The organism is Pseudomonas sp. MAG002Y (assembly GCF_019400845.1).
Taxonomy (GTDB): Bacteria; Pseudomonadota; Gammaproteobacteria; order Pseudomonadales; family Pseudomonadaceae; genus Chryseomonas; species Chryseomonas luteola.
The window spans coordinates 128,032-148,013 of sequence record NZ_WOEJ01000003.1; the positions used below are offsets into that span (position 1 = coordinate 128,032).

At 56.6% G+C, this 19,982-nt stretch carries 19 protein-coding genes; 10 read left to right on the forward strand and 9 right to left on the reverse strand.

Annotation, left to right across the window (positions count from 1 at the left end):
- Positions 1–55 precede the first annotated feature (55 nt).
- Positions 56–568 (reverse strand): peptide deformylase, encoded by a 513-nt coding sequence (def, locus tag GM154_RS05760; RefSeq protein WP_010796360.1) that lies wholly within the window; start codon positions 566–568, stop codon positions 56–58.
- Positions 569–711: 143 nt separating this feature from the next.
- Here def and GM154_RS05765 point away from each other — a divergent pair, with 143 nt between their 5' ends.
- Genes GM154_RS05765 through GM154_RS05775 form a run of 3 tightly spaced genes read left to right on the forward strand, consistent with a single transcriptional unit; the run spans position 712 to position 3,513 of the window.
- Positions 712–1,737 (forward strand): LysM peptidoglycan-binding domain-containing protein, encoded by a 1,026-nt coding sequence (locus GM154_RS05765; RefSeq protein ID WP_219651314.1) that lies wholly within the window; start codon positions 712–714, stop codon positions 1,735–1,737.
- Between the two features lie 54 nt (positions 1,738–1,791).
- Positions 1,792–2,907, forward strand: a complete 1,116-nt coding sequence (gene dprA / locus GM154_RS05770; protein WP_219651316.1) for a DNA-processing protein DprA — start codon at positions 1,792–1,794, stop codon at positions 2,905–2,907.
- A gap of 51 nt (positions 2,908–2,958) precedes the next feature.
- Positions 2,959–3,513 carry an L-threonylcarbamoyladenylate synthase gene (locus tag GM154_RS05775; protein WP_010796363.1) on the forward strand — a complete coding sequence of 185 codons (555 nt, stop codon included), beginning with the start codon at positions 2,959–2,961 and terminating at the stop codon, positions 3,511–3,513.
- 29 nt (positions 3,514–3,542) lie between these two features.
- On the opposite strand, the gene GM154_RS05780 is transcribed toward GM154_RS05775, so the two are convergent.
- Positions 3,543–7,193 (reverse strand): PAS domain S-box protein, encoded by a 3,651-nt coding sequence (locus GM154_RS05780; protein WP_219651318.1) that lies wholly within the window; start codon positions 7,191–7,193, stop codon positions 3,543–3,545.
- A gap of 70 nt (positions 7,194–7,263) precedes the next feature.
- The gene (locus tag GM154_RS05785) at positions 7,264–8,250 is read right to left on the reverse strand and encodes an NADPH:quinone reductase (RefSeq protein WP_125888044.1); all 987 of its coding nucleotides are present in this window, start codon (positions 8,248–8,250) and stop codon (positions 7,264–7,266) included.
- 132 nt (positions 8,251–8,382) lie between these two features.
- Here GM154_RS05785 and hemF point away from each other — a divergent pair, with 132 nt between their 5' ends.
- Positions 8,383–9,297: an oxygen-dependent coproporphyrinogen oxidase gene (hemF, locus tag GM154_RS05790; RefSeq protein ID WP_112297975.1), complete on the forward strand. Its 915-nt coding sequence runs from the start codon at positions 8,383–8,385 to the stop codon at positions 9,295–9,297.
- A gap of 35 nt (positions 9,298–9,332) precedes the next feature.
- Entirely contained in the window at positions 9,333–10,157 is an 825-nt protein-coding gene (gene aroE, locus GM154_RS05795; RefSeq protein WP_219651319.1) for a shikimate dehydrogenase, read from the forward strand.
- A 348-nt stretch (positions 10,158–10,505) separates the two neighbouring features.
- On the opposite strand, the gene GM154_RS05800 is transcribed toward aroE, so the two are convergent.
- Complete coding sequence (locus GM154_RS05800; RefSeq protein WP_010796368.1) at positions 10,506–10,931, reverse strand: OsmC family protein; 426 nt, start codon at positions 10,929–10,931, stop codon at positions 10,506–10,508.
- A gap of 196 nt (positions 10,932–11,127) precedes the next feature.
- Between GM154_RS05800 and GM154_RS05805 the strand changes: the two genes are divergently transcribed.
- From GM154_RS05805 to GM154_RS05815, 3 genes are all read left to right on the forward strand, one after another.
- Positions 11,128–12,108: an aldo/keto reductase gene (locus tag GM154_RS05805; RefSeq protein ID WP_219651321.1), complete on the forward strand. Its 981-nt coding sequence runs from the start codon at positions 11,128–11,130 to the stop codon at positions 12,106–12,108.
- 160 nt (positions 12,109–12,268) lie between these two features.
- A complete protein-coding gene (locus GM154_RS05810) occupies positions 12,269–12,703 on the forward strand; it encodes a helix-turn-helix domain-containing protein (RefSeq protein ID WP_219651323.1) in 435 nt (144 codons plus the stop codon).
- A complete protein-coding gene (locus GM154_RS05815) occupies positions 12,700–13,698 on the forward strand; it encodes an LLM class flavin-dependent oxidoreductase (protein ID WP_219651325.1) in 999 nt (332 codons plus the stop codon). Before GM154_RS05810 ends, GM154_RS05815 begins: the two co-directional genes overlap by 4 nt.
- Before the next feature lie 115 nt (positions 13,699–13,813).
- Here GM154_RS05815 and rfbD read toward each other — a convergent pair whose 3' ends face one another.
- From rfbD to GM154_RS05830, 3 genes are all read right to left on the reverse strand, one after another.
- Positions 13,814–14,692 (reverse strand): dTDP-4-dehydrorhamnose reductase, encoded by an 879-nt coding sequence (gene rfbD, locus GM154_RS05820; RefSeq protein WP_219651326.1) that lies wholly within the window; start codon positions 14,690–14,692, stop codon positions 13,814–13,816.
- A 495-nt stretch (positions 14,693–15,187) separates the two neighbouring features.
- On the reverse strand, positions 15,188–15,832 hold the full coding sequence (locus GM154_RS05825) for a 3-oxoacid CoA-transferase subunit B (protein WP_074820992.1): 645 nt from the start codon (positions 15,830–15,832) through the stop codon (positions 15,188–15,190).
- The gene (locus GM154_RS05830) at positions 15,829–16,503 is read right to left on the reverse strand and encodes a 3-oxoacid CoA-transferase subunit A (RefSeq protein WP_219651327.1); all 675 of its coding nucleotides are present in this window, start codon (positions 16,501–16,503) and stop codon (positions 15,829–15,831) included. The genes GM154_RS05825 and GM154_RS05830 overlap by 4 nt, the downstream gene beginning before the upstream one ends.
- A gap of 517 nt (positions 16,504–17,020) precedes the next feature.
- Here GM154_RS05830 and GM154_RS05835 point away from each other — a divergent pair.
- Positions 17,021–17,314, forward strand: a complete 294-nt coding sequence (locus tag GM154_RS05835; RefSeq protein WP_010796375.1) for a hypothetical protein — start codon at positions 17,021–17,023, stop codon at positions 17,312–17,314.
- 50 nt (positions 17,315–17,364) lie between these two features.
- On the opposite strand, the gene GM154_RS05840 is transcribed toward GM154_RS05835, so the two are convergent.
- Positions 17,365–17,664 (reverse strand): hypothetical protein, encoded by a 300-nt coding sequence (locus GM154_RS05840; protein WP_010796376.1) that lies wholly within the window; start codon positions 17,662–17,664, stop codon positions 17,365–17,367.
- A gap of 664 nt (positions 17,665–18,328) precedes the next feature.
- Between GM154_RS05840 and GM154_RS05845 the strand changes: the two genes are divergently transcribed.
- Entirely contained in the window at positions 18,329–18,850 is a 522-nt protein-coding gene (locus GM154_RS05845; RefSeq protein WP_010796377.1) for a hypothetical protein, read from the forward strand.
- Between the two features lie 23 nt (positions 18,851–18,873).
- Here the strand turns inward: GM154_RS05845 and GM154_RS05850 are convergent, their stop codons facing one another.
- The gene (locus GM154_RS05850; RefSeq protein WP_219651328.1) at positions 18,874–19,890 is read right to left on the reverse strand and encodes a MerR family transcriptional regulator; all 1,017 of its coding nucleotides are present in this window, start codon (positions 19,888–19,890) and stop codon (positions 18,874–18,876) included.
- Between the last annotated feature and the right edge of the window lie 92 nt (positions 19,891–19,982).

Below are 19,982 nucleotides of genomic sequence, written 5' to 3' on the forward strand. Positions count from 1 at the left end.
GAGGTCTTGGCACCAGAATGAAAAAGGCCTGCTGCTGCAGGCCTTTTCAGCGCAATCAGGCGTTCTGCTGGATACGGTGCTGCTTTTCCAGCTTTTTCTTGATGCGGTCACGCTTGAGCGAGGACAGATAGTCTACAAACAGCTTACCGTTGAGGTGGTCGACCTCATGCTGGATGCACACAGCCAGCAGACCTTCACAGATCATCTCGAACGGCTCGCCGTTACGATCAAGGGCATTCACCTTAACGCGCTCGGGCCGCTCTACTTTCTCGTAGAAGCCCGGCACGGACAGGCAGCCTTCCTGGTACTCGCCCAGATCCTGGGTCAGGGGTTCCAGTTTGGGGTTGATGAACACGAGCGGCTGACTCTTGTCTTCACTGATATCGATGACGATCAGCTGCTTGTGAACATTGACTTGAGTGGCGGCCAATCCTATGCCAGGTGCTTCGTACATGGTTTCGAACATGTCATCGATCACCTGACGAAGGGCATCGTCCACCTCCGCAACCGGCTTGGCGATAGTACGCAAGCGGGGATCAGGGAATTCTAGGATATTTAAAAGGGCCATGATGTGTGTGAAGCACGTGTGGAATAAATTCGAAAGGCACTGCTAAGATGCAGCAGCGTTGATTTAACAGCCCCGCCAGGGAGTGATTGGGGCATTCCCTCAGGGTTTTTTTGCATATTGCACATAGTAAAGGGATTCACCGGATGAGGAAATCGTTGTTCGCCCTGTTGCTGGTGGCGGCTAGCAGTTGGGTGCAGGCCGACGTACAGCTGCGCCAAGGGCATCCAGACAGTTACACGGTGGTGCGCGGCGATACCCTTTGGGATATTTCCGGCAAGTTTTTGAGCAAGCCCTGGCAGTGGCCAGAAATATGGCATGCCAACCCACAGGTCGAAAACCCGCATTTGATCTATCCCGGCGATAGACTGAGTCTTGTCTACGTGGACGGGCAGCCTCGGCTGATGCTCAACCGTGGCGAGTCCCGCGGCACGATCAAACTGTCGCCTACCATCCGGTCGACACCGATTGCCGAAGCGATACCGACGATTCCGCTGGAGGCCATCAACAGCTTCCTGCTGTCGAACCGTGTGATCGATGATGCCAATCAATTCAGGAGCGCCCCCTATATCGTGGCCGGCAATGCCGAGCGTGTTGTCAGTGGCGCCGGTGATCGAGTCTACGCACGTGGCCACTTCACCGAGGACCAGCCTGCCTACAGTATTTATCGGCAGGGAAAAGCGTATAAAGATCCCCAGACTGAAGAATTTCTGGGCATAAACGCCGATTATATCGGTAGCGGCGACAAGGTGACCTCTGAAGGCGACATGACCACGCTGGTGCTCAGCCGCTCCAATGAAGAAGTTCGCCTGGGCGATCGCCTGTTCCCCACCGAGCAGCGTGTCGTCAACTCGACCTTTATGCCCAGTGCACCCGACAGGGACATCAACGGAATCATTCTTGATGTTCCGCGTGGTGTTACCCAGATCGGCCAGTTCGATGTGGTCATCATCAACAAGGGTATGCGCGACGGGTTGGTCGAAGGCAACGTACTGGCTGTCTACAAGACCGGCGAAACCGTACGCGACCGGGTAACGGGTGATAACGTCAAGGTGCCCGACGAGCGCTCTGGTCTGCTGATGATCTTTCGCACCTATGACAAGCTCAGCTATGGCCTGGTCCTGAATGCGACTCGTCAGCTCTCGGTTCTGGACAAGGTCCGTAATCCCTAAATAGTCACACTGGCGCAGCCTTTCAAGGGGTGCGCCACGATCAAGGATGATCGTATGTCGTTTTCTTCCCCGGCGGAGCTTGAAGCCCGCCTGCGTCTGCATAATCTCCCTGAGATTGGTCCGCGCCGCTTTCACCATCTGATTCATGCCTTTGGCAGTGCTTCGGCAGCGCTCAGTGCGCCGGCTTCCGCCTGGCAGGCATTGGGTATTCCGGGCGTCTGCGCTGACGCCCGCCGTACCGCTGAAACCCGTGAACGTGCAGCCCATGCCCTCGCCTGGCTAGAAGGTGAACATCACCATGTGGTGTGTTGGGATGATCCCCGCTATTCCGCACTACTGGCCGAAACCAAGGGGGCGCCGCCTCTGCTCTATGTAGCGGGAGCCGTGGAACTGCTGGAGCGGCCCCAGCTCGCCCTGGTCGGCAGCCGCCAGGCAAGTGCCTATGGGCTTGATAACGCTCGCCGGTTTTCCAAGAGCCTTGCGGCGGCAGGTTTTTGCGTAACCAGCGGCCTTGCGCTCGGCGTCGATGGTGCAGCTCACGAAGGTGCGCTGGAAGCCAGCGGTGCTACGATTGCCGTATTGGGCACAGGACTTGAGCGACTCTATCCTCGTCGCCATATCAGCCTGGCTCGTCGTATCGTCGAGCACGGTGGCGCGCTGGTGTCAGAGTTACCCTTGGATGCAGCACCCAACGCCGCCAACTTTCCGCGGCGTAACCGTATCATCAGCGGGTTATCACTCGGTGTACTGGTGGTCGAGGCGAGTCCTTCGAGTGGCTCCCTGATCACAGCGCGGCTGGCAGCAGAGCAAGGACGCGAAGTGTTTGCCATTCCCGGCTCGATTCATCATCCCGGCGCACGTGGCTGCCATCAGCTGGTCCGTGAGGGGGCGCAACTGGTCGAGAGTATCGAACATATTCTGGAGTCGCTTAGAGGCTGGCAAGCACCGTTTGGACAGTCATCCCTGCCCTTGATGAATGAGCCCGAACTAGCAGATGTTCCACGTGAAACGCATCCTTTGCTGGACGTGCTGAGGGCTTCCCCCCAAAACAGCGAGACGCTTGCCCAGCTCAGCGGTTACGAGGTTTCTCATTTGCTGGCCGAGCTGACGGAGCTTGAGCTGGATGGCCGTGTGGCCCGTGAAAATGGACTTTGGGTCTATCGAGCGTGACGGGTCAGTCTCGGTTAAACTCGTGATCTTTTTATGGACAGGAGTGAACCGATGCTCAGCTGCTGGCGCGTTCAATATGCTGCTCACGTCATACGTCACGGCGGTGTAATCGCCTACCCGACCGAGGCAGTCTGGGGCCTGGGATGTGATCCCTGGGATGCGGCTGCGGTCTATCGGTTGCTGCGTATCAAGCAGCGCCCGCTGGAAAAGGGTTTGATTGTAGTGGCCGACAACATCAGGCAGTTCGATTTCCTGCTGCATGATCTGCCCAAGGAATGGAAGGACAAACTGTCGAGCACATGGCCGGGGCCCAATACTTGGCTGGTGCCGCACCAGAACCGCTTGCCGGGCTGGGTGACGGGTGTGCATCAAACGGTAGCGTTGCGTGTGACTGACCACCCTCTGGTGCGTGAACTGTGTGCCTTGAGCGGCCCGATCATTTCTACCTCCGCCAACCCGGCGGGACGTCCGGCCGCCCGTTCACGGCTTAAGGTTGAGCAGTATTTTTCCGGAGAGCTGGACGCCGTGCTGGGCGGTGCGCTGGGTGGTCGCAGAAGCCCCAGCGTTATCCGCGATCTGGAAACAGGTCAGGTCTTTCGTCCCTGATAGTAGAGCTGACCTCTATGACTAAATAGTCAGCTCTGGGGTTCGTCAACAAGCATATGACGGACCCGGTTGGCCAGCTCATCGATCAGGAAAGGCTTGCCGATTATGTCGGTACCTTCGGTCAGACTACCCTTGGGCTGGACGGCTTCGCCCGCATAGCCGGTCATGAAGAGAATCTTCAATGTCGGACGTGACGCCCGTGCCCGCTCGGCCAGTTGCGTACCGCTCATGCCGGGTAGCCCTACATCGGTAATCAGTAGATCCACCGGCGCGTCGGATTCCAGGATAGCCAGGGCCTCATGTGCATGGTGAGTATCCTGGGCCGCGTATCCCAACTCATTGAGTACTTCGACCACGAGCAGGCGAACGGCCGAGTCATCACCTACGACCAGAATGGATTCGCCGTTTCCTGGCGCTACGACTGCTTCGACTTCCTCTTGATCCAGAGACTCGGCTTGAAGTGCACGGGGGAAATACAGGGTAATCGTTGTGCCTTGCCCTACTTCGCTTTGCAAGGTGACATGGCCGCCAGACTGTTTGACGAAACCATAGATCATCGACAGACCCAGGCCTGTGCCCTGCCCGATGGGCTTGGTAGTAAAGAACGGGTCGAAGGCCTTGGCTACGACCTCCGGACTCATACCGGTACCGCTGTCCCGTACTGTTAGCGTGACGTAGTGACCTGGATTCAGATCTTCCAGCGGATGGGTTGCCTCATTGAAAAAATGACCTGTTTTGAGTACCAGGGTACCCCCATCAGGCATTGCGTCGCGCGCGTTGATGACCAGGTTCAACAGGGCGTTTTCCAGCTGGTTGGTATCCGACAGGGCATGCCAGAGATGGGGATGCAGTTGGGTGATGATTTCGATGTGCTCGCCGAGGGTTCGCCGGACCAGATCTTCCAGTGAAGTGACGAGGGCATTCAGATCGATGGGTTGAGGATCGAGTGTCTGACGACGAGCAAAGGCCAGCAGGCGCTGCGTCAATGTGGCAGCACGATGAGCCGAGACACTGGCGGCCTCCATGTAACGCTCCAGCCCTTGAAGCTGCTGGCTGCCAATTCGGCGCTTCATGATTTCAAGCGAACCAATGATGCCGGTCAGCAGGTTATTAAAGTCATGGGCAATCCCGCCGGTGAGTTGCCCGACCGCTTCCATCTTCTGCGACTGGCGTAGGGCTTCCTCGGTCTGCTTGAGCATGACCGCCGCCTCTACTTCAGCCGTGACATCCCGCGCAAAGACATAAACCTGTCCATCCTTGTCGGCCGTGGCCTTCCAATCGATCCAATGCCATTCGCCTGAGCGGGCTTGGTAGCGGCTGCGAAGGCCATTGATCGTCTCGCCGATTGGGAGCTGTCGAAAATACTGTGTGGGCGATGGATCGTCGGGATACTCGAGTCGGGAAGGCTCAAATGCCAGCAGCTCCGATTGGGACCAGCCCAGCTGGCGCGTCCAGGCCGGGTTCAGGCTTTGCCAGCGCTCACGCGCGAACACGCCCAAAAGATCGTCTGACAATGTCCAGGTACGGTCGCGTTCGGCTGTTCGTTCGGCAACCCGTTGCTCCAGGGTTTCGTTCAGTTGGCGCAAACGATGCTCGACTTGGCGAATTTCGGTGATGTCGGTGTGCACGCCTACCCATTCGACAATGACGCCCTCTTCGATGACAGGGATCGCCCGGACCGAAAAGATCCGCCACTTGCCGTTCTGGCAACGCACGCGCTGTTCGTCGTGAAAGGTCTTGCGTCCACGTAGGGCAGCACGCCACCGCTTGAGCGAGCGAGGCGCATCTTCGGGATGCAGCGCGCGGGTCCAGCCCGTGCCCTGGTATTCCTCATACGTCTGGCCCGTCAGAGCACTCCAGGCGGGCTGTTCTCCAATCATGCGGCCCTTGGCGTTGTTGGTCCACAGCACCCCCTGAACCGCATCGACCGCGGCGCGGAACCGCTGGTTGGACAGGTGCAGCGACGCTTCGGCCTGCTTGCGCTGGGTAATGTCCACAACCACGGCACTGACATACTGAGGCATGCCCTCTGCGTCGTGGGCCAGCGAGACGTGCAGGCTGGTCCAGACATGGGAGCCATCCGGCCGCATATAGCGCTTGTCGACCAGATAGGACTCTCCCGTCTTGAACATCTGCTGGGTCAGCACCTTGCTGGTCTGGCAATCTGACGGATGCGTCAGTGCATCGACATTGCTGCCGATCAACGCTTCTTCGGAGCGCCCGAGAATCTCGCAGTAGCGTGCATTGACGAGCACAATCGTGCCGTTGAGGTCCGTCTGGCAGATACCGACCGCAGCCTGGTTGATCAACGTGGACAAGCGGTTGGTACGGTCCTGCAGAGTAGCTTCAGCCTGAAGCCGATCTTCGATATCGATGGAAACAGTCACCGAGGCGATGACCTCGCCTTCGGAATTACGCACGGGCGCGCTGGAAACTTCAAATGTGCGAACGGTCCCGTCCGCGCGCCGATAGATCATGGGTTCCGGTGGGATGGGATTTCCAGAGGAAAGCGCCCGTACCGTCGGGTAGTCCTCAATGGCATAGGGTCGGCCATCAGAATGAACCGCTCCCAGATGCTTGTAGCGATGCAGACTCTCCCCGCCCGGTGTAATGCCAAGTTGGTTCTGAATCTGCTTGTTCAGCATCAATGAGCGCCCGGTGCCCGCTTCGGAGATGGAAATACCCAGAGGGGCCTGCTCCAGGACGCTGGTCAGCAAGCCACTTTCGAGTTGTAGCCGGGCTTGGCTTTGGTGAAGTTGATCCTGTGTCCTGGCCTTTTCGATAGCGACCGACGCGAACTGCGCCAACTGCACCACAATGGCTTCGTCCGCCTCATCGAACTCACCCGTGAACTTATCCGAAAGCTGGATCAGGCCCAGATTGGTGCCCTGATGGCTGATCAACGGGACCGCCAGCCAACCGCGCATGGGTGGATGTTCATTGACATAGGTGCCAAAGTTCTTCCAGCGCGTATGCGCTTCCAACTCGGCCTGGGTCATGCGCACGGGCTGATTGGTCTCGCAGACCATGGCATAGATGCCGCCGCCACTGGGCAGGGCGTCGAGATGGCGCCACTTTGCGTATTTCTCGGAAAGCGACACGCTGGTGATGGATTGGCTCCAGTCTTCACCCTGGGTCATGCTGACTACGGATTGGTGAGCCCCTACGATCAGGCGGGCCTGCTCGGTAATGGCGTCCACGGTGGTTTTCATGTCGGGTGCCGAGGTAATCGCTCGCGTTGCTTCGGCCAATGCCTTGAGCTGGGTCACGCGGCGGCTGAGCGTGTCAGTCAGATGATCGCGGTCGCGCTCGGTATGCAGGGATTGGGTTCGATCCCGCAGGGTCAGCAGAAAGCCGAGATGAAGGTCGTCTTTCATGAGCGGTACGGTTCGCGCACTTCCCCAGAACTGCGTGCCGTCGCGGCGTACATACCAGCGCTGGCTGTTCACATGACCTTTCGCTCGGGCCGTTTGCCGCTCCTGATGAAGAATGGGACCGATGAGGTCTTCGGCGTTGAGCAGGAACTCGACGGTCTTCCCGACCGCCTCGGCCTCGCTCCAGCCGAACAGCGTCTGGGCACCGGCATTCCAGCTGGTCAGTCGCCCGTCCAGGTCCGTGGTAATGATGGCGTAATCCGTAGCGCTGTCGAGGATCGCAGCGAGGAGGGCTTGATGAGGCATACGATCGACACAGGCTCCAAATCAGCGGTACTACGGAGGAGGCAAGTCAGGCTTGCCTCCTTTCCTGCAATTATGACCGTTCCAGGATCAGAACGGTTGACCCCGTTGTTTCACGGCCTGCCAAGGCACGTTGCGCCTGGGCGGCTTCGGATAACGGGTAGCGTTGGTTGATCTCGATCTTGAGCGTACCGTTGGCGACCAGGCCGAAGAGTTCGTCTGCCATGGATTGCAGCCGTTCTGGCGTATCGGCATAGCCTGCCAGGGACGGACGTGTGACAAACAGCGAGCCTTTCTGGTTCAAGATCGCCAGGTTGACCCCTGTCACAGCGCCAGACGAATTTCCAAAACTAACCATCAGGCCACGCGGTGAGATGCAATCCAGCGACGCCTCCCAGGTATCCTTGCCGACACTGTCATAAACGACCGGACACTTCCTGCCATTGGTCAGCTCAAGGACTCGCTTGGCGATATCCTCTTCCTTGTAATTGATTGTCTCCCAGGCGCCCAGGCGACGGGCATGTTCGGCCTTGGCCGCAGAGCCCACAGTGCCGATCACGCGCACGCCCAGCGATTTTGCCCACTGACAGGCCAGGGAGCCGACGCCGCCCGCAGCGGCATGAAACAGGATGGTTTCGCCCGCTTCGACACGATAGGTCTGGCGCAGCAGGTACTGGACGGTCAGCCCCTTGAGCATGACCGCTGCCGCTTGCTCAAAGCTGACGCTTGCTGGCAGGTGAACCAGATTACGCTCCGGCAGGGTGTGGACCTCGGCATAGGCGCCCAGCGGGCCGGTGGCATAGGCAACCCGATCTCCAACCTTGAACCGCGTTACGCCACTGCCGATGGATTCGACGATCCCTGCGCCTTCACTGCCCAGCCCGGACGGCATGGTGCTGAGAGGATACAAGCCGCCCCGGTAGTAGGTATCGATAAAGTTGAGCCCGATGGCCTCATTGCGGACACGTACTTCGTTCGGCCCTGGGTCGGCAGGTGTGAAATCGACATATTCGAGCACTTCCGGGCCGCCGGTGCGGCTGAACTGGATACGTTTTGCCATGGGGATTTCCTTGTAAGAATAGTGGCTGAACCTTAATCCAATCCCTTGCAGGGGCCTGCGTCAACCGGCAAAGCACCCTCCGGTGGTATGATTCAGGACTTTCTTTACCCTGCCCTACTCCAGGTGATGACCGTGAAAGACCGAATCGAAGCCGTAAAGGCATACCTGCTCGATCTACAGGATCGCATCTGCCAGTCCTTGGAAGCGGAGGATGGTCATGCCCGGTTCATGGAGGAGGCCTGGACACGTCCTACCGGCGGCGGTGGTCGTACGCGTGTGATTGGTGAAGGTGCCGTCATCGAAAAAGGCGGTGTGAACTTTTCTCATGTCCACGGCGACAGCATGCCGCCTTCGGCCAGCGCCCATCGTCCTGAGCTGGCAGGTCGCAGTTTCGAGGCCATGGGCGTCTCGCTGGTGATCCACCCTGAAAACCCGAATGTACCCACCTCCCACGCCAATGTGCGTTTTTTCATCGCTGAAAAAGACGGTGAAGAACCGGTCTGGTGGTTTGGTGGCGGTCTGGATCTGACGCCTTATTATGGTAACGAGGAAGACTGTATCCACTGGCACCGGGTGGCACGTGATGCCTGTGCGCCATTCGGTGAAGACGTCTACCCGCGTTACAAAGCCTGGTGTGATCGTTACTTCCAGATCAAGCATCGCAACGAGCCGCGTGGAATCGGTGGCCTGTTCTTCGATGATCTGAACGAGTGGGACTTCGAGACCAGCTTTGCCTTTCTGCGGGCTATTGGCGATGCCTACCTGAACGCCTACCTGCCGATTGTACAGCGTCGTCGGAACGAGCCTTTTACCGAAGCACAGCGCGAGTTCCAGGCCTATCGCCGCGGCCGCTACGTAGAGTTCAACCTGGTCTATGACCGTGGCACCCTGTTCGGTCTGCAATCGGGCGGCCGTACCGAGTCGATCCTGATGTCCCTGCCACCCATCGTGCGTTGGGGATATGACTGGAAGCCGGCACCCGGTAGCGAAGAGGCTCGTTTGACCGAGTACTTCCTGACCGACCGTGACTGGTTGGCTGATACCTGATACCGACCCATTGATCTTTGCTTCAAGGACATCTCATGGACCGTTATGCCGTCATTGGCAACCCTGTCGCCCATAGCAAGTCGCCTGCCATTCATAGCCGCTTTGCCGAGCAGACAGGACAGGCCATGCGCTACGACACCTGGCTTGCGCCGCTTGGCGAGTTCGAGCGCAGCGCGCGTGAGTTTTTTGCCAATGCGGCAGGCGCTAATGTGACGGTCCCGTTCAAAGAGGATGCCTTTCGATTTGCCGATGAGCTGACCGAGCGTGCCCGACGTGCCGGTGCGGTCAATACGCTAAAGAAGCGGGAAGACGGGACCTTTCTGGGCGACAACACTGACGGTGCCGGACTGGTTCGTGATCTGACGGTCAATGCAGGCCTGTCCCTGACTGGCAAGCGTATCCTCATCCTGGGCGCTGGTGGTGCCGTACGTGGCGTGTTGGAGCCCATTCTGGCGGAGCGGCCTGCGGCCCTGGTCATTGCCAATCGGACCGAGAGTAAGGCCATACAGCTGGCGCGTGAATTTTCAGCGCTGGGAATGATCGAGGCGGCAGCGTTCAACCTTGAGGCGGAGCCGTTCGACCTGATCATCAATGGCACTGCTGCCAGCCTTTCCGGCGATGTTCCCCCTATCACCTCTGCCCTGGTCCGCGCTGGGGTAACCGTTACCTACGACATGATGTACAGCAAGGAGCCAACGCCCTTCTGTTGTTGGTCAACCACACACGGCGCAGCACAAGCCCTGGATGGTCTGGGTATGCTGGTTGAGCAGGCTGCCGAAGCATTTTACCTCTGGCGCGGCATACGGCCGGAGAGCGGCCCGGTATTGCATGAACTCAGACAGCAGCTAGCAGCGTCCTAATTAGAGCATTGCGTCCCCTGGATGGCTTTGTAGGAGACCTGCTGCTGACGCATGTGGATAAGTAATGCCTGTACAAAAAGATCCGAATATTATCCACGCTGAAAATGGATATTGCAGTAGGCCTGTTTTGACTAACAGAATTTATGGCTTGAAGGCAAAAGACAGGCGTATTAAGACGAAGTAGCAATGGAGTTTGCTATAGCGCATGTGGATAAGATTCAACTCCTGTGCATAATTGGGGAGATACCCACAGGCTTCATGTTGTCTTTATCTACGCTTGAAGAAGGACGCTGGAAGGTATTTGCGGCAAACAGTGCCCGGCAGCGTAGCCAGGCACTGAGTTGAATATCAGTTCAGCAAGGTGGCATCCAGGCTGATCTTGGCGTTCAGTACCTTGGAGACTGGGCAGCCTTCCTTCGCCTTGTTGGCGATGGCCTGGAATTGGTCGTTGTCGATGCCTGGGATCTTGGCCGACATGGTCAAATCAATCGTCGTGATTTCGAAGCCTTCGCCTACCTTGTCGAGCGTAACCACTGCCTTGGTTTCGATACGCTCGGCTGTGAAGTTCTCCATCCCCAGCATCATGGAAAAGGCCATGGAGAAGCAGCCCGCATGCGCTGCGCCAATCAGCTCCTCGGGGTTAGTGCCGGGCTGGTCTTCGAACCGAGTGTTGAAACCGTAGGGATTTTCCTTCAGCGCGCCGCTGCCTGTGGAAATCGTACCTTTACCGTCCTTCAAACCACCTTGCCATACAGCAGATGCTGTCTTTTTCATGGTTCCTCTCCTGTGGATGACTCGAGTTATATGTGAAATCGGATGCTGGGCAAAGTTCGTTGGAGGGTGCGGCGAAACGTAAGGCGTACAGGTGGTGTTCATCAGGGTAAGGTAAAAAGGCCGGAGCAAATGGCCAGGGTTGTGGTCAGCCTATGACCTGCCTTTTCTCCGGTCTGATTTATTTCAAGGAGTCGTCATGGACTATAAGAACCTCGGGTCTACGGGCCTGAAAATTTCTCCGCTGTGCCTGGGCTGTATGACCTACGGCGTGCCTGAACGTGGTAATCATCCATGGACGATGGGCGAAGAAGAGAGTCGCCCGCTACTCAAGAAAGCCCTCGACATGGGCATTAACTTCTTTGATACCGCCAACGCCTATTCCGATGGTACCAGTGAGGAAATCGTCGGTCGGGCGCTGAAGGACTTTGCCCAGCGTGACGAGATTGTGCTGGCCACCAAGGTCTATTTTCCGATGCGCAACAAGCCCAACGTGGGCGGCCTGTCACGTAAGGCGATCTTTGCCAGTATCGATGCCAGCCTCAAGCGCTTGGGCACTGACTACGTGGACCTATACCAGATCCACCGCTGGGATTATGAAACGCCCATCGAAGAAACCATGGAAGCGCTGCACGATGTGGTGAAGGCGGGTAAGGCGCTGCATATCGGTGCGTCCAGCATGTATGCCTGGCAATTCGCCAAAGCTCTGCATGTGGCGGATCGAAATGGTTGGACCCGTTTCGTCACTATGCAGAATTATGTGAACCTGCTGTATCGCGAAGAAGAGCGCGAAATGCTGCCGCTCTGCCGTGACGAAGGCATAGGGGTCATTCCCTGGAGCCCCATGGCACGTGGAAGGCTGACCCGAGATTGGGATACCAGCAGCGCACGCGTTGAGAGTGACGAGTTTGGCAAGAGCCTGTATGCCAATACGGCCGATGCCGACCGCCGTGTGGTTGAGCGTGTGGCCGAGATTGCTAACGAGCGTGGCGTACCGCGTGCACAGGTGGCGCTGGCCTGGGTTGTGCAAAAAACTGGCATCAGTGCACCCATCATTGGTGCGTCCAAACCGCAGCACCTCGAAGACGCTGTGGCCGCCCTCTCGCTCAACCTGACCGCCGAAGAGATCGCCCGCCTTGAGGAACCTTACGTCCCTCATGGTGTGGTCGGTTTTGCCTGATCATGGTCTTTCCGGTACGACACCTGTCGTACCGGACCTACCGCACCATTACCTCACCCTATCGGTTTCATAGTTACTAAAAAGAGCCTGGTTACTTTTAATAACTGCCTTAAAGGCGTAAAGTGAATTTCTTGATGTAATCACGCTCAGCGAGGTTGCCATGGACGATTTTAACAAGTCCGCTACCGGGCGCCGCCGACTGAAAAACCACGACTGCCCTATCCGTGATGTGCTGGACCGTGTAGGCGATGCCTGGTCGGTACTGGCTGTTTTCAAGCTGGACAGCGGACCACTGCGTTTCAATGAACTCAAGCGTCAGATCGATGGCATTTCCCAACGAATGCTGACCGTCACGTTGCGCAACCTGGAGCGCGATGGATTGATTACCCGAACGGTCATTCCGTCAACGCCGCCCCAGGTGGAATACGCCCTGACCGGGATCGGGCAAAGCCTGGTCATTCCCATCAGAGCCTTGGCCGATTGGGCCGCTCAATCGCAGCCGATCATTCAAGAGGCGCGCGATACCTACGATCTGGCCGTGCGGCAGCGGCAAATTGAAGAGCCTGCCGCGGCTAACGAGGAGACTTCTGCATGACTCAACTCAAAGACACTGCCATTTCCGTTTTGGACCTGGCGCCGGTACGGGACGATGGTAACGCCGCCCAGGCTCTGCACAACTCACTCGACCTTGCTCGCCATGCGGAGCGGCTAGGCTATAACCGATTCTGGGTCGCTGAGCATCACAACATGGACGGTATCGCCAGCTCAGCCACGGCCGTTCTGCTCGGATACCTGGCGGGTGGTACATCCACGATCCGCATCGGCTCCGGTGGCATCATGCTGCCCAACCACGCCCCTCTTGTTGTGGCCGAGCAGTTCGGCACGCTGGATGCTCTGTATCCGGGCCGTATCGATCTGGGGCTTGGCCGTGCGCCCGGGTCCGATCAGATGACCGCCCATGCACTGCGCCGTGATCGTTTGGGAAGCGCCGATGACTTCCCTTCCGACGTAGAGGAGCTGCAGTACTTCCTCGGTCCACGACAGGAAGAACAGCGGGTAATTGCCGTGCCGGGTATCGATAGCAACATACCGATCTGGCTGTTGGGATCGAGCCTGTTCAGTGCTCAGCTAGCGGCTGCCAAAGGTTTACCGTATGCCTTTGCATCCCATTTTGCGCCACGCTATATGCATGAAGCGATTCGTCTGTACCGTGAAAACTTCCGCCCTTCCGAGGTGCTGGACAAGCCCTATGTCATGCTGGGTGTTCCGCTGGTTGCAGCAGACAGCGACGAGGAAGCCAATTACCTGGCAAGCACGGTTTATCAGCGCGTCCTGGCATTAATGCGTGGCCAAAGCCTGGTGCTTCGCCCGCCGGTTCGAAACATGAGTCCTGAATGGTTGCCCCATGAAAAAGACGCTGTGCTGAACATGCTGGGCATGGCGATTATTGGTGGGCCGGACAAGGTACGCGAGCGGGTCGATTTGCTGCTTGAGAAGACCGACGCCGATGAATTGATTTTCACCTGCGATGTGTATGAACATGCTGATCGACTCAGGTCGTATCAGATTCTGGCCGAACTTAAAGGCTGATATAAAAAGGGCGCTATGGCGCCCTTTTTCATAACGTTAAACTAATAATGCTGATATCAGCGCATTCTAAAGAGATATCAATCAGCTATTAAATTAATATTACTTTATTAGCGGGCTATTTATCTGCAAAGTTCTGTTGCCAGAACTGTTCGAAGGCTTCTTTCCACTCGGGTAATTGCACGCCCCAGTTAGTCTGAATACGTGAGCAATCCATTCGTGAATTAGCTGGACGTTTCGCTGGAGTGGGATACTCATACGTGGCAATAGGATAAAGCCGGGCACGTAAACGGCCTTGCTCTTCAAGTTTCTGAGCGATCGTTTCGGTAAAGCCAAACCAGGATGTCTTGCCTGTCGAGGTAAGGTGGTAAATACCCCAGGGGCCTGGGTTGCCCATGGTAATGCGATCTACGATGTGGCTAGTGGCTGAGGCAATCGTATCGGACCAAGTCGGTATGCCGATCTGATCATCTACAACGCGCAATTCGTCTTTTTCCTGCAGCAGGCGATGCATGGTACGAACAAAGTTGTGACCATCCTGGGAGTAAACCCAACTGGTTCGCAGAATCAGATACTGTCCGCCTACGGCCTGAACCGCCTGTTCGCCAGCCAGCTTGCTTTCGCCATACACGCTGGTGGGGTGGGTGGCATCCTCTTCACTGTAGGGCTCGTTCTTGTCACCATCAAATACATAGTCGGTCGAATAGTGGATGAACGGAATGGCCCGTGCCACAGCCTCCTCCGCCAGAATCCGCGGTGCCTCTGCGTTTACCTTGAAAGCCATCTCGGCGTCGGTCTCGGCCTTGTCCACAGCCGTATACGCAGCAGCATTGATAATCAGGTCTGGCTGCACACGTCGAACGGTTTCACGAATGGCCTCTTCATTTGCAAGATCCATGGCATCACGACCCAGAACAACAAGTTCATGATCGGTTTTAAGGCTTCTTTGCAGCGCTTGAGAGACCTGACCGCTTCGACCTGTAATTAAAATTTTCATACTTCTCCAGCCTGATCGAGCGGCATTAACCCAAAAGCAGTGAGCTAGTTGATTAAGAACCCGATAGTGGTTGGTTTAATAATGAGCGACTGATGCTCAATTATTGCCCAACAATAAATCAATGTGATGGTCGCTATGTTGAACGCGTTTAAAAGTTAAGCAAACTTTAAATAAAGCGAAAAACACAGAGCACCGCAGTTTATAAAAAACCAGGGCGATAGTGTGCCTGCCTATACGGGCAAGGCCAGAGGCGGGGCGGAGCGCTATGGCGGCGTGGGCAGCCAGAAAAGGAGATTGGTCATAAAACGTGCCAATAACAGCGTGCTTAGTCGGCGAACACTAACACACCTTTGTGACGGTTTGTCAGCAAAGTTGTTTCAAGACAGACAAACCTTTACAGAGGCTGTTGAAAGGCCATGAAGTTGGCAGAAGAAGCGGGCCTAGTACCTTGAGGCTTGTGAGTTCCATGGCAAGGCCGCTCTTCTTTGATAAGGGTCAAACCGGCTTTTGTACCAGTGCAAGGCCAGTCATTTCCTGAAGACTTTCAAGTGTGAGGCCTTCGACAAGTTCGCTGGCATACACGCGGCCGTCAGCAATATCGAAAATAGCCAGATCGGTATACACACGAGATACGCAGCCTACGCCCGTCAGCGGGTAGGTACAGTGCTCGACCAGCTTGCTTTGCCCGGCTTTGGTCATGAGATCCATCATGACAAAGACCTGCTTGGCACCTATTGCAAGGTCCATAGCACCCCCTACGGCAGGAATCGCATCAGGCTCGCCGGTGTGCCAGTTGGCCAGATCGCCTGTGACGGATACCTGGAAAGCGCCGAGCACGCAGATATCCAAATGGCCGCCGCGCATCATTGCGAACGAATCCGCATGGTGAAAAAACGCACCGCCTGGCAGCAGGGTGACAGGCTGCTTGCCAGCGTTAATCAGATCAGAATCTTCCTTGCCCTCCTCTGGCGCCGGACCCATGCCCAGTATGCCGTTCTCGCTATGCAGAAAAATCTCGCGGTCAGCCGGCAGGTGGTTGGCCACTAGCGTCGGCAGTCCAATCCCCAGATTGACGTAGGCTCCTTCCGGGATGTCCTGGGCGACTCGGGCAGCGATCTGGTTGCGGTTGAGTCTGTTCATTCCTGATCTCCTGAAACACGAACGACGCGTTGCACAAAAATGCCTGGCGTAACGATGATTTCCGGATCGATCTCGCCCAGCTCCACAATTTCACGGGTTTGCACGATGGTAGTCTTTGCGGCCGTCGCCATGATGGGACCAAAATTGCGGGCAGCCTTGCGGTAGGTCAGGTTGCCCCAACGGTCGGCACGGTCCGCGCGAATCAGAGCAAAGTCGGCATGAATGGGATATTGGATAACGTAGTGCTTGCCGTGGATTTCGCGTGTTTCCACGCCTTCGGCCAGAATCGTGCCGTAGCTGGTCGGCGTGAAAAAGGCGCCGATACCGGCACCCGCAGCGCGGATACGCTCGGCCAGATTGCCCTGCGGCACTAACTCCAGTTCAATTTTGCCGGCACGGTAAAGCTCGTCGAATACATAGGAGTCGGTCTGGCGTGGAAACGAACAGATGATTTTGCGAACCTGACCTGCCTTGAGCAGGGCTGCCAGGCCTACATCGCCATTGCCCGCATTGTTGTTAATGATGGTGAGATCTTTCGCACCGTGCGCTATCAACGCATCAATCAGCTCAGAAGGCTGTCCGGATGGGCCGAAGCCGCCAATCATTACGGTGGCACCATCGTGGATGTCTTCCACCGCCTGGCTCAGGCTCTCGACAATCTTGTTGATCATTGTATGTCCTCATTCAAGGGTCTCGCTGTTGCTCATGCACCAGCCGAGGAGGTAAGCCGCATGCACCGAGCATATGCGATTGCATCCTTTGAAAAAGGTGGTTGTGTCCGATAATCGGACACAAAACGCTTCATATGTGCGTTTATCGATCGGCACCCGTATTAGTACGCCGTCGTAAGGCAAGTAGACCATTTCAGCATTTCAATACGGCCTTTGGAGAATTAACCGGCACAGCGCTGGTCATTTTAATGACTTACTCAAATGCGATGATGGCAAAAGGCTCTAGGTCAAGCATTGGCGATTAGGTTAACCAAATATTTGTGTGCACCAATTCACGGTATTGTAGGGGAATCTGAATCATTCCTGAACACGGGAGAATCGGTTAAGCAAAAAACATTGTGATCCTAAAGTTTCCTTTTACTGTGTCGACTTACTAAAGAGGCCACAGGAAATTCGGCTTTCGCGCTAACGCTATCAACACAAGGGATTTGAATGAATATTCTTCAGGAAACACTGAATGAGCTATCTTCACTCCGCGCCCAGTATTGGACGTTTTGTACCCAAAGAGCAGCATGTCTTTTGGGGTGAGCGAGTCAGCGAGCTGCTGCAGATCGTTGCGATCAGTCACGGCTTTGATTTGATGCGCCTTGGCGCAAGCGAGGCATACCGCCTCAAGGGCTTTCTGGATACGCTCGAACAGAATGACTATCCAGAACTGGCCGACTGGAATGACCGGGTTTTTGCCTGCACCCGCCTTACGTGCCGGGTCGAGCTTGAGAAGTACATGCTGGAAGGCATGCCCAAGTCCTGACGTACCCCCTCTCCTTTCTGGGCTGCCCGCCTGATGTGGCAGCCGGACGCTCATGGTGAAACCGCCTCTTCTTCAGCCGATGCAGGTTTGGTCAGGCGCATTGAGGTCAGATATAGCGAAAATACCAGGACGAAGGCACCCAGAAGAAAGCCGACATAGGGAATTCTGAAGGCAATCAACAGGGCGGCGGCGGCACCGCTGGCTGCTGCTGGGATAGCTCTGAACACATCAAGCTTCAAGGTAAAGGGTTTGTGGCATTCGGGACATAATCGGCTTCCATCCGACTCAGGCGGACCGAAGACTGCAGCGTGGAAGGCGCTGATGCTTTGTTTGCAGTGGGGGCATTTCATGCTGAATTCCTTTTCAAGCAGTCAGGCAGGTTAACTGCATCCTGAAATCCTACGCGCGCTCCGAAGAAAATGGGGAGCTGCCGTGCAGAGCTGTGAGCAGGTTCATGTAAATAAGCATGGGTTTGTGCTAAAGCCACAGGCCGTTAGCTCAAGTGCCTGGACTGTCTTTTCGAACGGATAGGACCCTCCGGGTTGCCGATCGTTTCTGGTCTTATCACATCTTGTGGCCCTGGCTGGAGCAGCCCTGCGTCAGAATGTCAGTCACGGTATTGTTCGTCCCTGCCGTACGCCAGGATATGCTGGCATAGCCTTTCGTCTAAAAACATATAAGGTGACTCAACGCTTACGGGCGCGTTCCGAAACGAGCCTTCTTCTCCCTGCCCATCGAAGCGGTTTCGCTGGAATGGTTTCAGTAGAGGCACTCCAGCGCAGCGGCTTAAAGTGATCCCGTCAGAGAGGTCTTTCGGATCTGTCCAGTCCTAGTCGTATTGCTGCCCATCGGCATGTGCCGGGCGGACGAAATGCTCTCACCAACCCTTTTTACCTTGTTGCAGAATCCCTTGGCAGGCAGATGAGCCCTTTCCCTTCAGGTGGCGCTGTCTGCCTTTAGCGACAGGCCCGGCTAAGCGGGCTGTGAACACAATAACTAAAAAGGGTGGTAGCGATGGAGCACATTCTCAAAGCAGCCTTCGGCTGCCTAAGCGAAGCCGAGCATGTCCGACATGAGTTGATCGCAAAAGGTGTAGCCGGTCGGCATATCTCACTTTCAGCCTCTCGAAATGAGACGGCAGGTTCTTCCACAGGTTCGCTGGGTGAACGAATCAGCCATTTCTTCTGTTCGCTTTTCGACCTGGCCGATGATGAGCCCGCGCGCGAGGCCATTACCGAGCACTCGACTGTCCTGACGGTCACGCTTACCGAGTACCAGCAGCAGGCCGTAGTTGAGGCCGTGCTCGCGCAGAACGGTGCAATGAGTGCCCATGCCCTGACGGATGACTATGCCATCTCCAGTCACTATCCAAGTTCGGCCTGTATGCTCGGCATGGGTTCCTTCGCCTTGGCCGGTCAGGTGCCACAAGAGGCGACAGGAGGCCGGTTCGTGCCGACCCAGGCGGAAGAGGAGGCCTGGTTGACCAAGCCTCCGCTGGAGCTGCCCTCGCTATCTCTCTCATTTGCCAAGCCCTAATCACAGGATCAGGGCTTGCAGGGCTAGGTGTGCAGTGCTGCCATGGCCTGGCCGAGATAGCGCTGGATATCGTCTGTCATCCAGGTGCCCTCAGCCAGCTGCGGCTCGCAGGCATGGGCCTGGCGCAGTTTATGGTGGGTCTCGGGATTTGTGCCTGCATAGGCGGTAAACAATGCGGTCCAGCGTTGCGCCAGCTGCAGCGCCTCTGGAGAGTGGGGAGGCAGTCCGTTATCCATAATGCGGCTTAGATCGGCCAGAAGCGGTAGCCATTTCGGGACCTGCTCGCCATAGTTTGCCTGCATGAAGGCGAACTCTTCGGGTGTGAGATACCGTTCATAGATCGCAAGCTTGCCGGCCGTGAAGGCCTTCAGGATAAAGCGGGTCATCTCGGTGGTGACACCCGTCTGTTCCTGTAGCGGGGCCTCATGGCGGAACAGCTCGTTGAGCCGTACGGCCAGGGCCGGGTTGGTTGATGTATTGCGCTCCAGGAGCGTCATCCAGCGCCGTGCCAGCGACTGTGCTTGAACGGACTCAGGGGGGAGCCCTTGTTGGAGGAGCTGATGGGCTTCCTGCACCAGTGCGCGCCAAGCCTGCTGGTTGGCGGGAGTGTAGAAAGGCAGTTCATTCAGGTCTTCAGGGGCGAAATGCTGTTCGTACATGGTCATCAATTCCAGGGTCTTCAACCAATCGGCCAGGTCAGGCTCCTCTCCTTCACTGAGTTGGCGATGCAAGTCTGCCAGGCGATTACGCAGATTCGTTTGCCGGGTAATCTGTCGGTCCAGCAGGCGGATCTGCTGCTCGGTGATGGTCAGGAGCGCAACGTCTGGCCGCGCCAGAAGGGCTCCGATCTCGGCCAGCGACAGGCCCATGCCACGCAGGGCCTGGATCTGGTGCAGCCGGGCAATATCGGCCCGGTTATACAGTCGGTAGCCAGCATCGGAACGCGCGGAGGGTGTGAGCAGGCCGATGCTGTCGTAATGGTGAAGAGCCCGAATCGTAAGACCCGACTGCTTAGCCAGTTCGCCCACTTTCAATAGCATCGAATTGCTCCTTTCTTCCACGTGCGGAATTGATCCTGAGGCCTCACGTTACGATAGGGTCAAGTGCAATTGCATGTGTCATTGGGATCAGA

What these genes read in the sequence shown, in the direction of transcription:
- def (WP_010796360.1), bottom strand. Translation starts at nt 568, where the DNA reads ATGGCCCTTTTAAATATCCTAGAATTCCCTGATCCCCGCTTGCGTACT.
- GM154_RS05765 (WP_219651314.1), top strand. Translation starts at nt 712, where the DNA reads ATGAGGAAATCGTTGTTCGCCCTGTTGCTGGTGGCGGCTAGCAGTTGG.
- dprA (WP_219651316.1), top strand. Translation starts at nt 1,792, where the DNA reads ATGTCGTTTTCTTCCCCGGCGGAGCTTGAAGCCCGCCTGCGTCTGCAT.
- GM154_RS05775 (WP_010796363.1), top strand. Translation starts at nt 2,959, where the DNA reads ATGCTCAGCTGCTGGCGCGTTCAATATGCTGCTCACGTCATACGTCAC.
- GM154_RS05780 (WP_219651318.1), bottom strand. Translation starts at nt 7,193, where the DNA reads ATGCCTCATCAAGCCCTCCTCGCTGCGATCCTCGACAGCGCTACGGAT.
- GM154_RS05785 (WP_125888044.1), bottom strand. Translation starts at nt 8,250, where the DNA reads ATGGCAAAACGTATCCAGTTCAGCCGCACCGGCGGCCCGGAAGTGCTC.
- aroE (WP_219651319.1), top strand. Translation starts at nt 9,333, where the DNA reads ATGGACCGTTATGCCGTCATTGGCAACCCTGTCGCCCATAGCAAGTCG.
- GM154_RS05800 (WP_010796368.1), bottom strand. Translation starts at nt 10,931, where the DNA reads ATGAAAAAGACAGCATCTGCTGTATGGCAAGGTGGTTTGAAGGACGGT.
- GM154_RS05805 (WP_219651321.1), top strand. Translation starts at nt 11,128, where the DNA reads ATGGACTATAAGAACCTCGGGTCTACGGGCCTGAAAATTTCTCCGCTG.
- GM154_RS05810 (WP_219651323.1), top strand. Translation starts at nt 12,269, where the DNA reads ATGGACGATTTTAACAAGTCCGCTACCGGGCGCCGCCGACTGAAAAAC.
- GM154_RS05815 (WP_219651325.1), top strand. Translation starts at nt 12,700, where the DNA reads ATGACTCAACTCAAAGACACTGCCATTTCCGTTTTGGACCTGGCGCCG.
- rfbD (WP_219651326.1), bottom strand. Translation starts at nt 14,692, where the DNA reads ATGAAAATTTTAATTACAGGTCGAAGCGGTCAGGTCTCTCAAGCGCTG.
- GM154_RS05825 (WP_074820992.1), bottom strand. Translation starts at nt 15,832, where the DNA reads ATGAACAGACTCAACCGCAACCAGATCGCTGCCCGAGTCGCCCAGGAC.
- GM154_RS05830 (WP_219651327.1), bottom strand. Translation starts at nt 16,503, where the DNA reads ATGATCAACAAGATTGTCGAGAGCCTGAGCCAGGCGGTGGAAGACATC.
- GM154_RS05835 (WP_010796375.1), top strand. Translation starts at nt 17,021, where the DNA reads ATGAGCTATCTTCACTCCGCGCCCAGTATTGGACGTTTTGTACCCAAA.
- GM154_RS05840 (WP_010796376.1), bottom strand. Translation starts at nt 17,664, where the DNA reads ATGAAATGCCCCCACTGCAAACAAAGCATCAGCGCCTTCCACGCTGCA.
- GM154_RS05845 (WP_010796377.1), top strand. Translation starts at nt 18,329, where the DNA reads ATGGAGCACATTCTCAAAGCAGCCTTCGGCTGCCTAAGCGAAGCCGAG.
- GM154_RS05850 (WP_219651328.1), bottom strand. Translation starts at nt 19,890, where the DNA reads ATGCTATTGAAAGTGGGCGAACTGGCTAAGCAGTCGGGTCTTACGATT.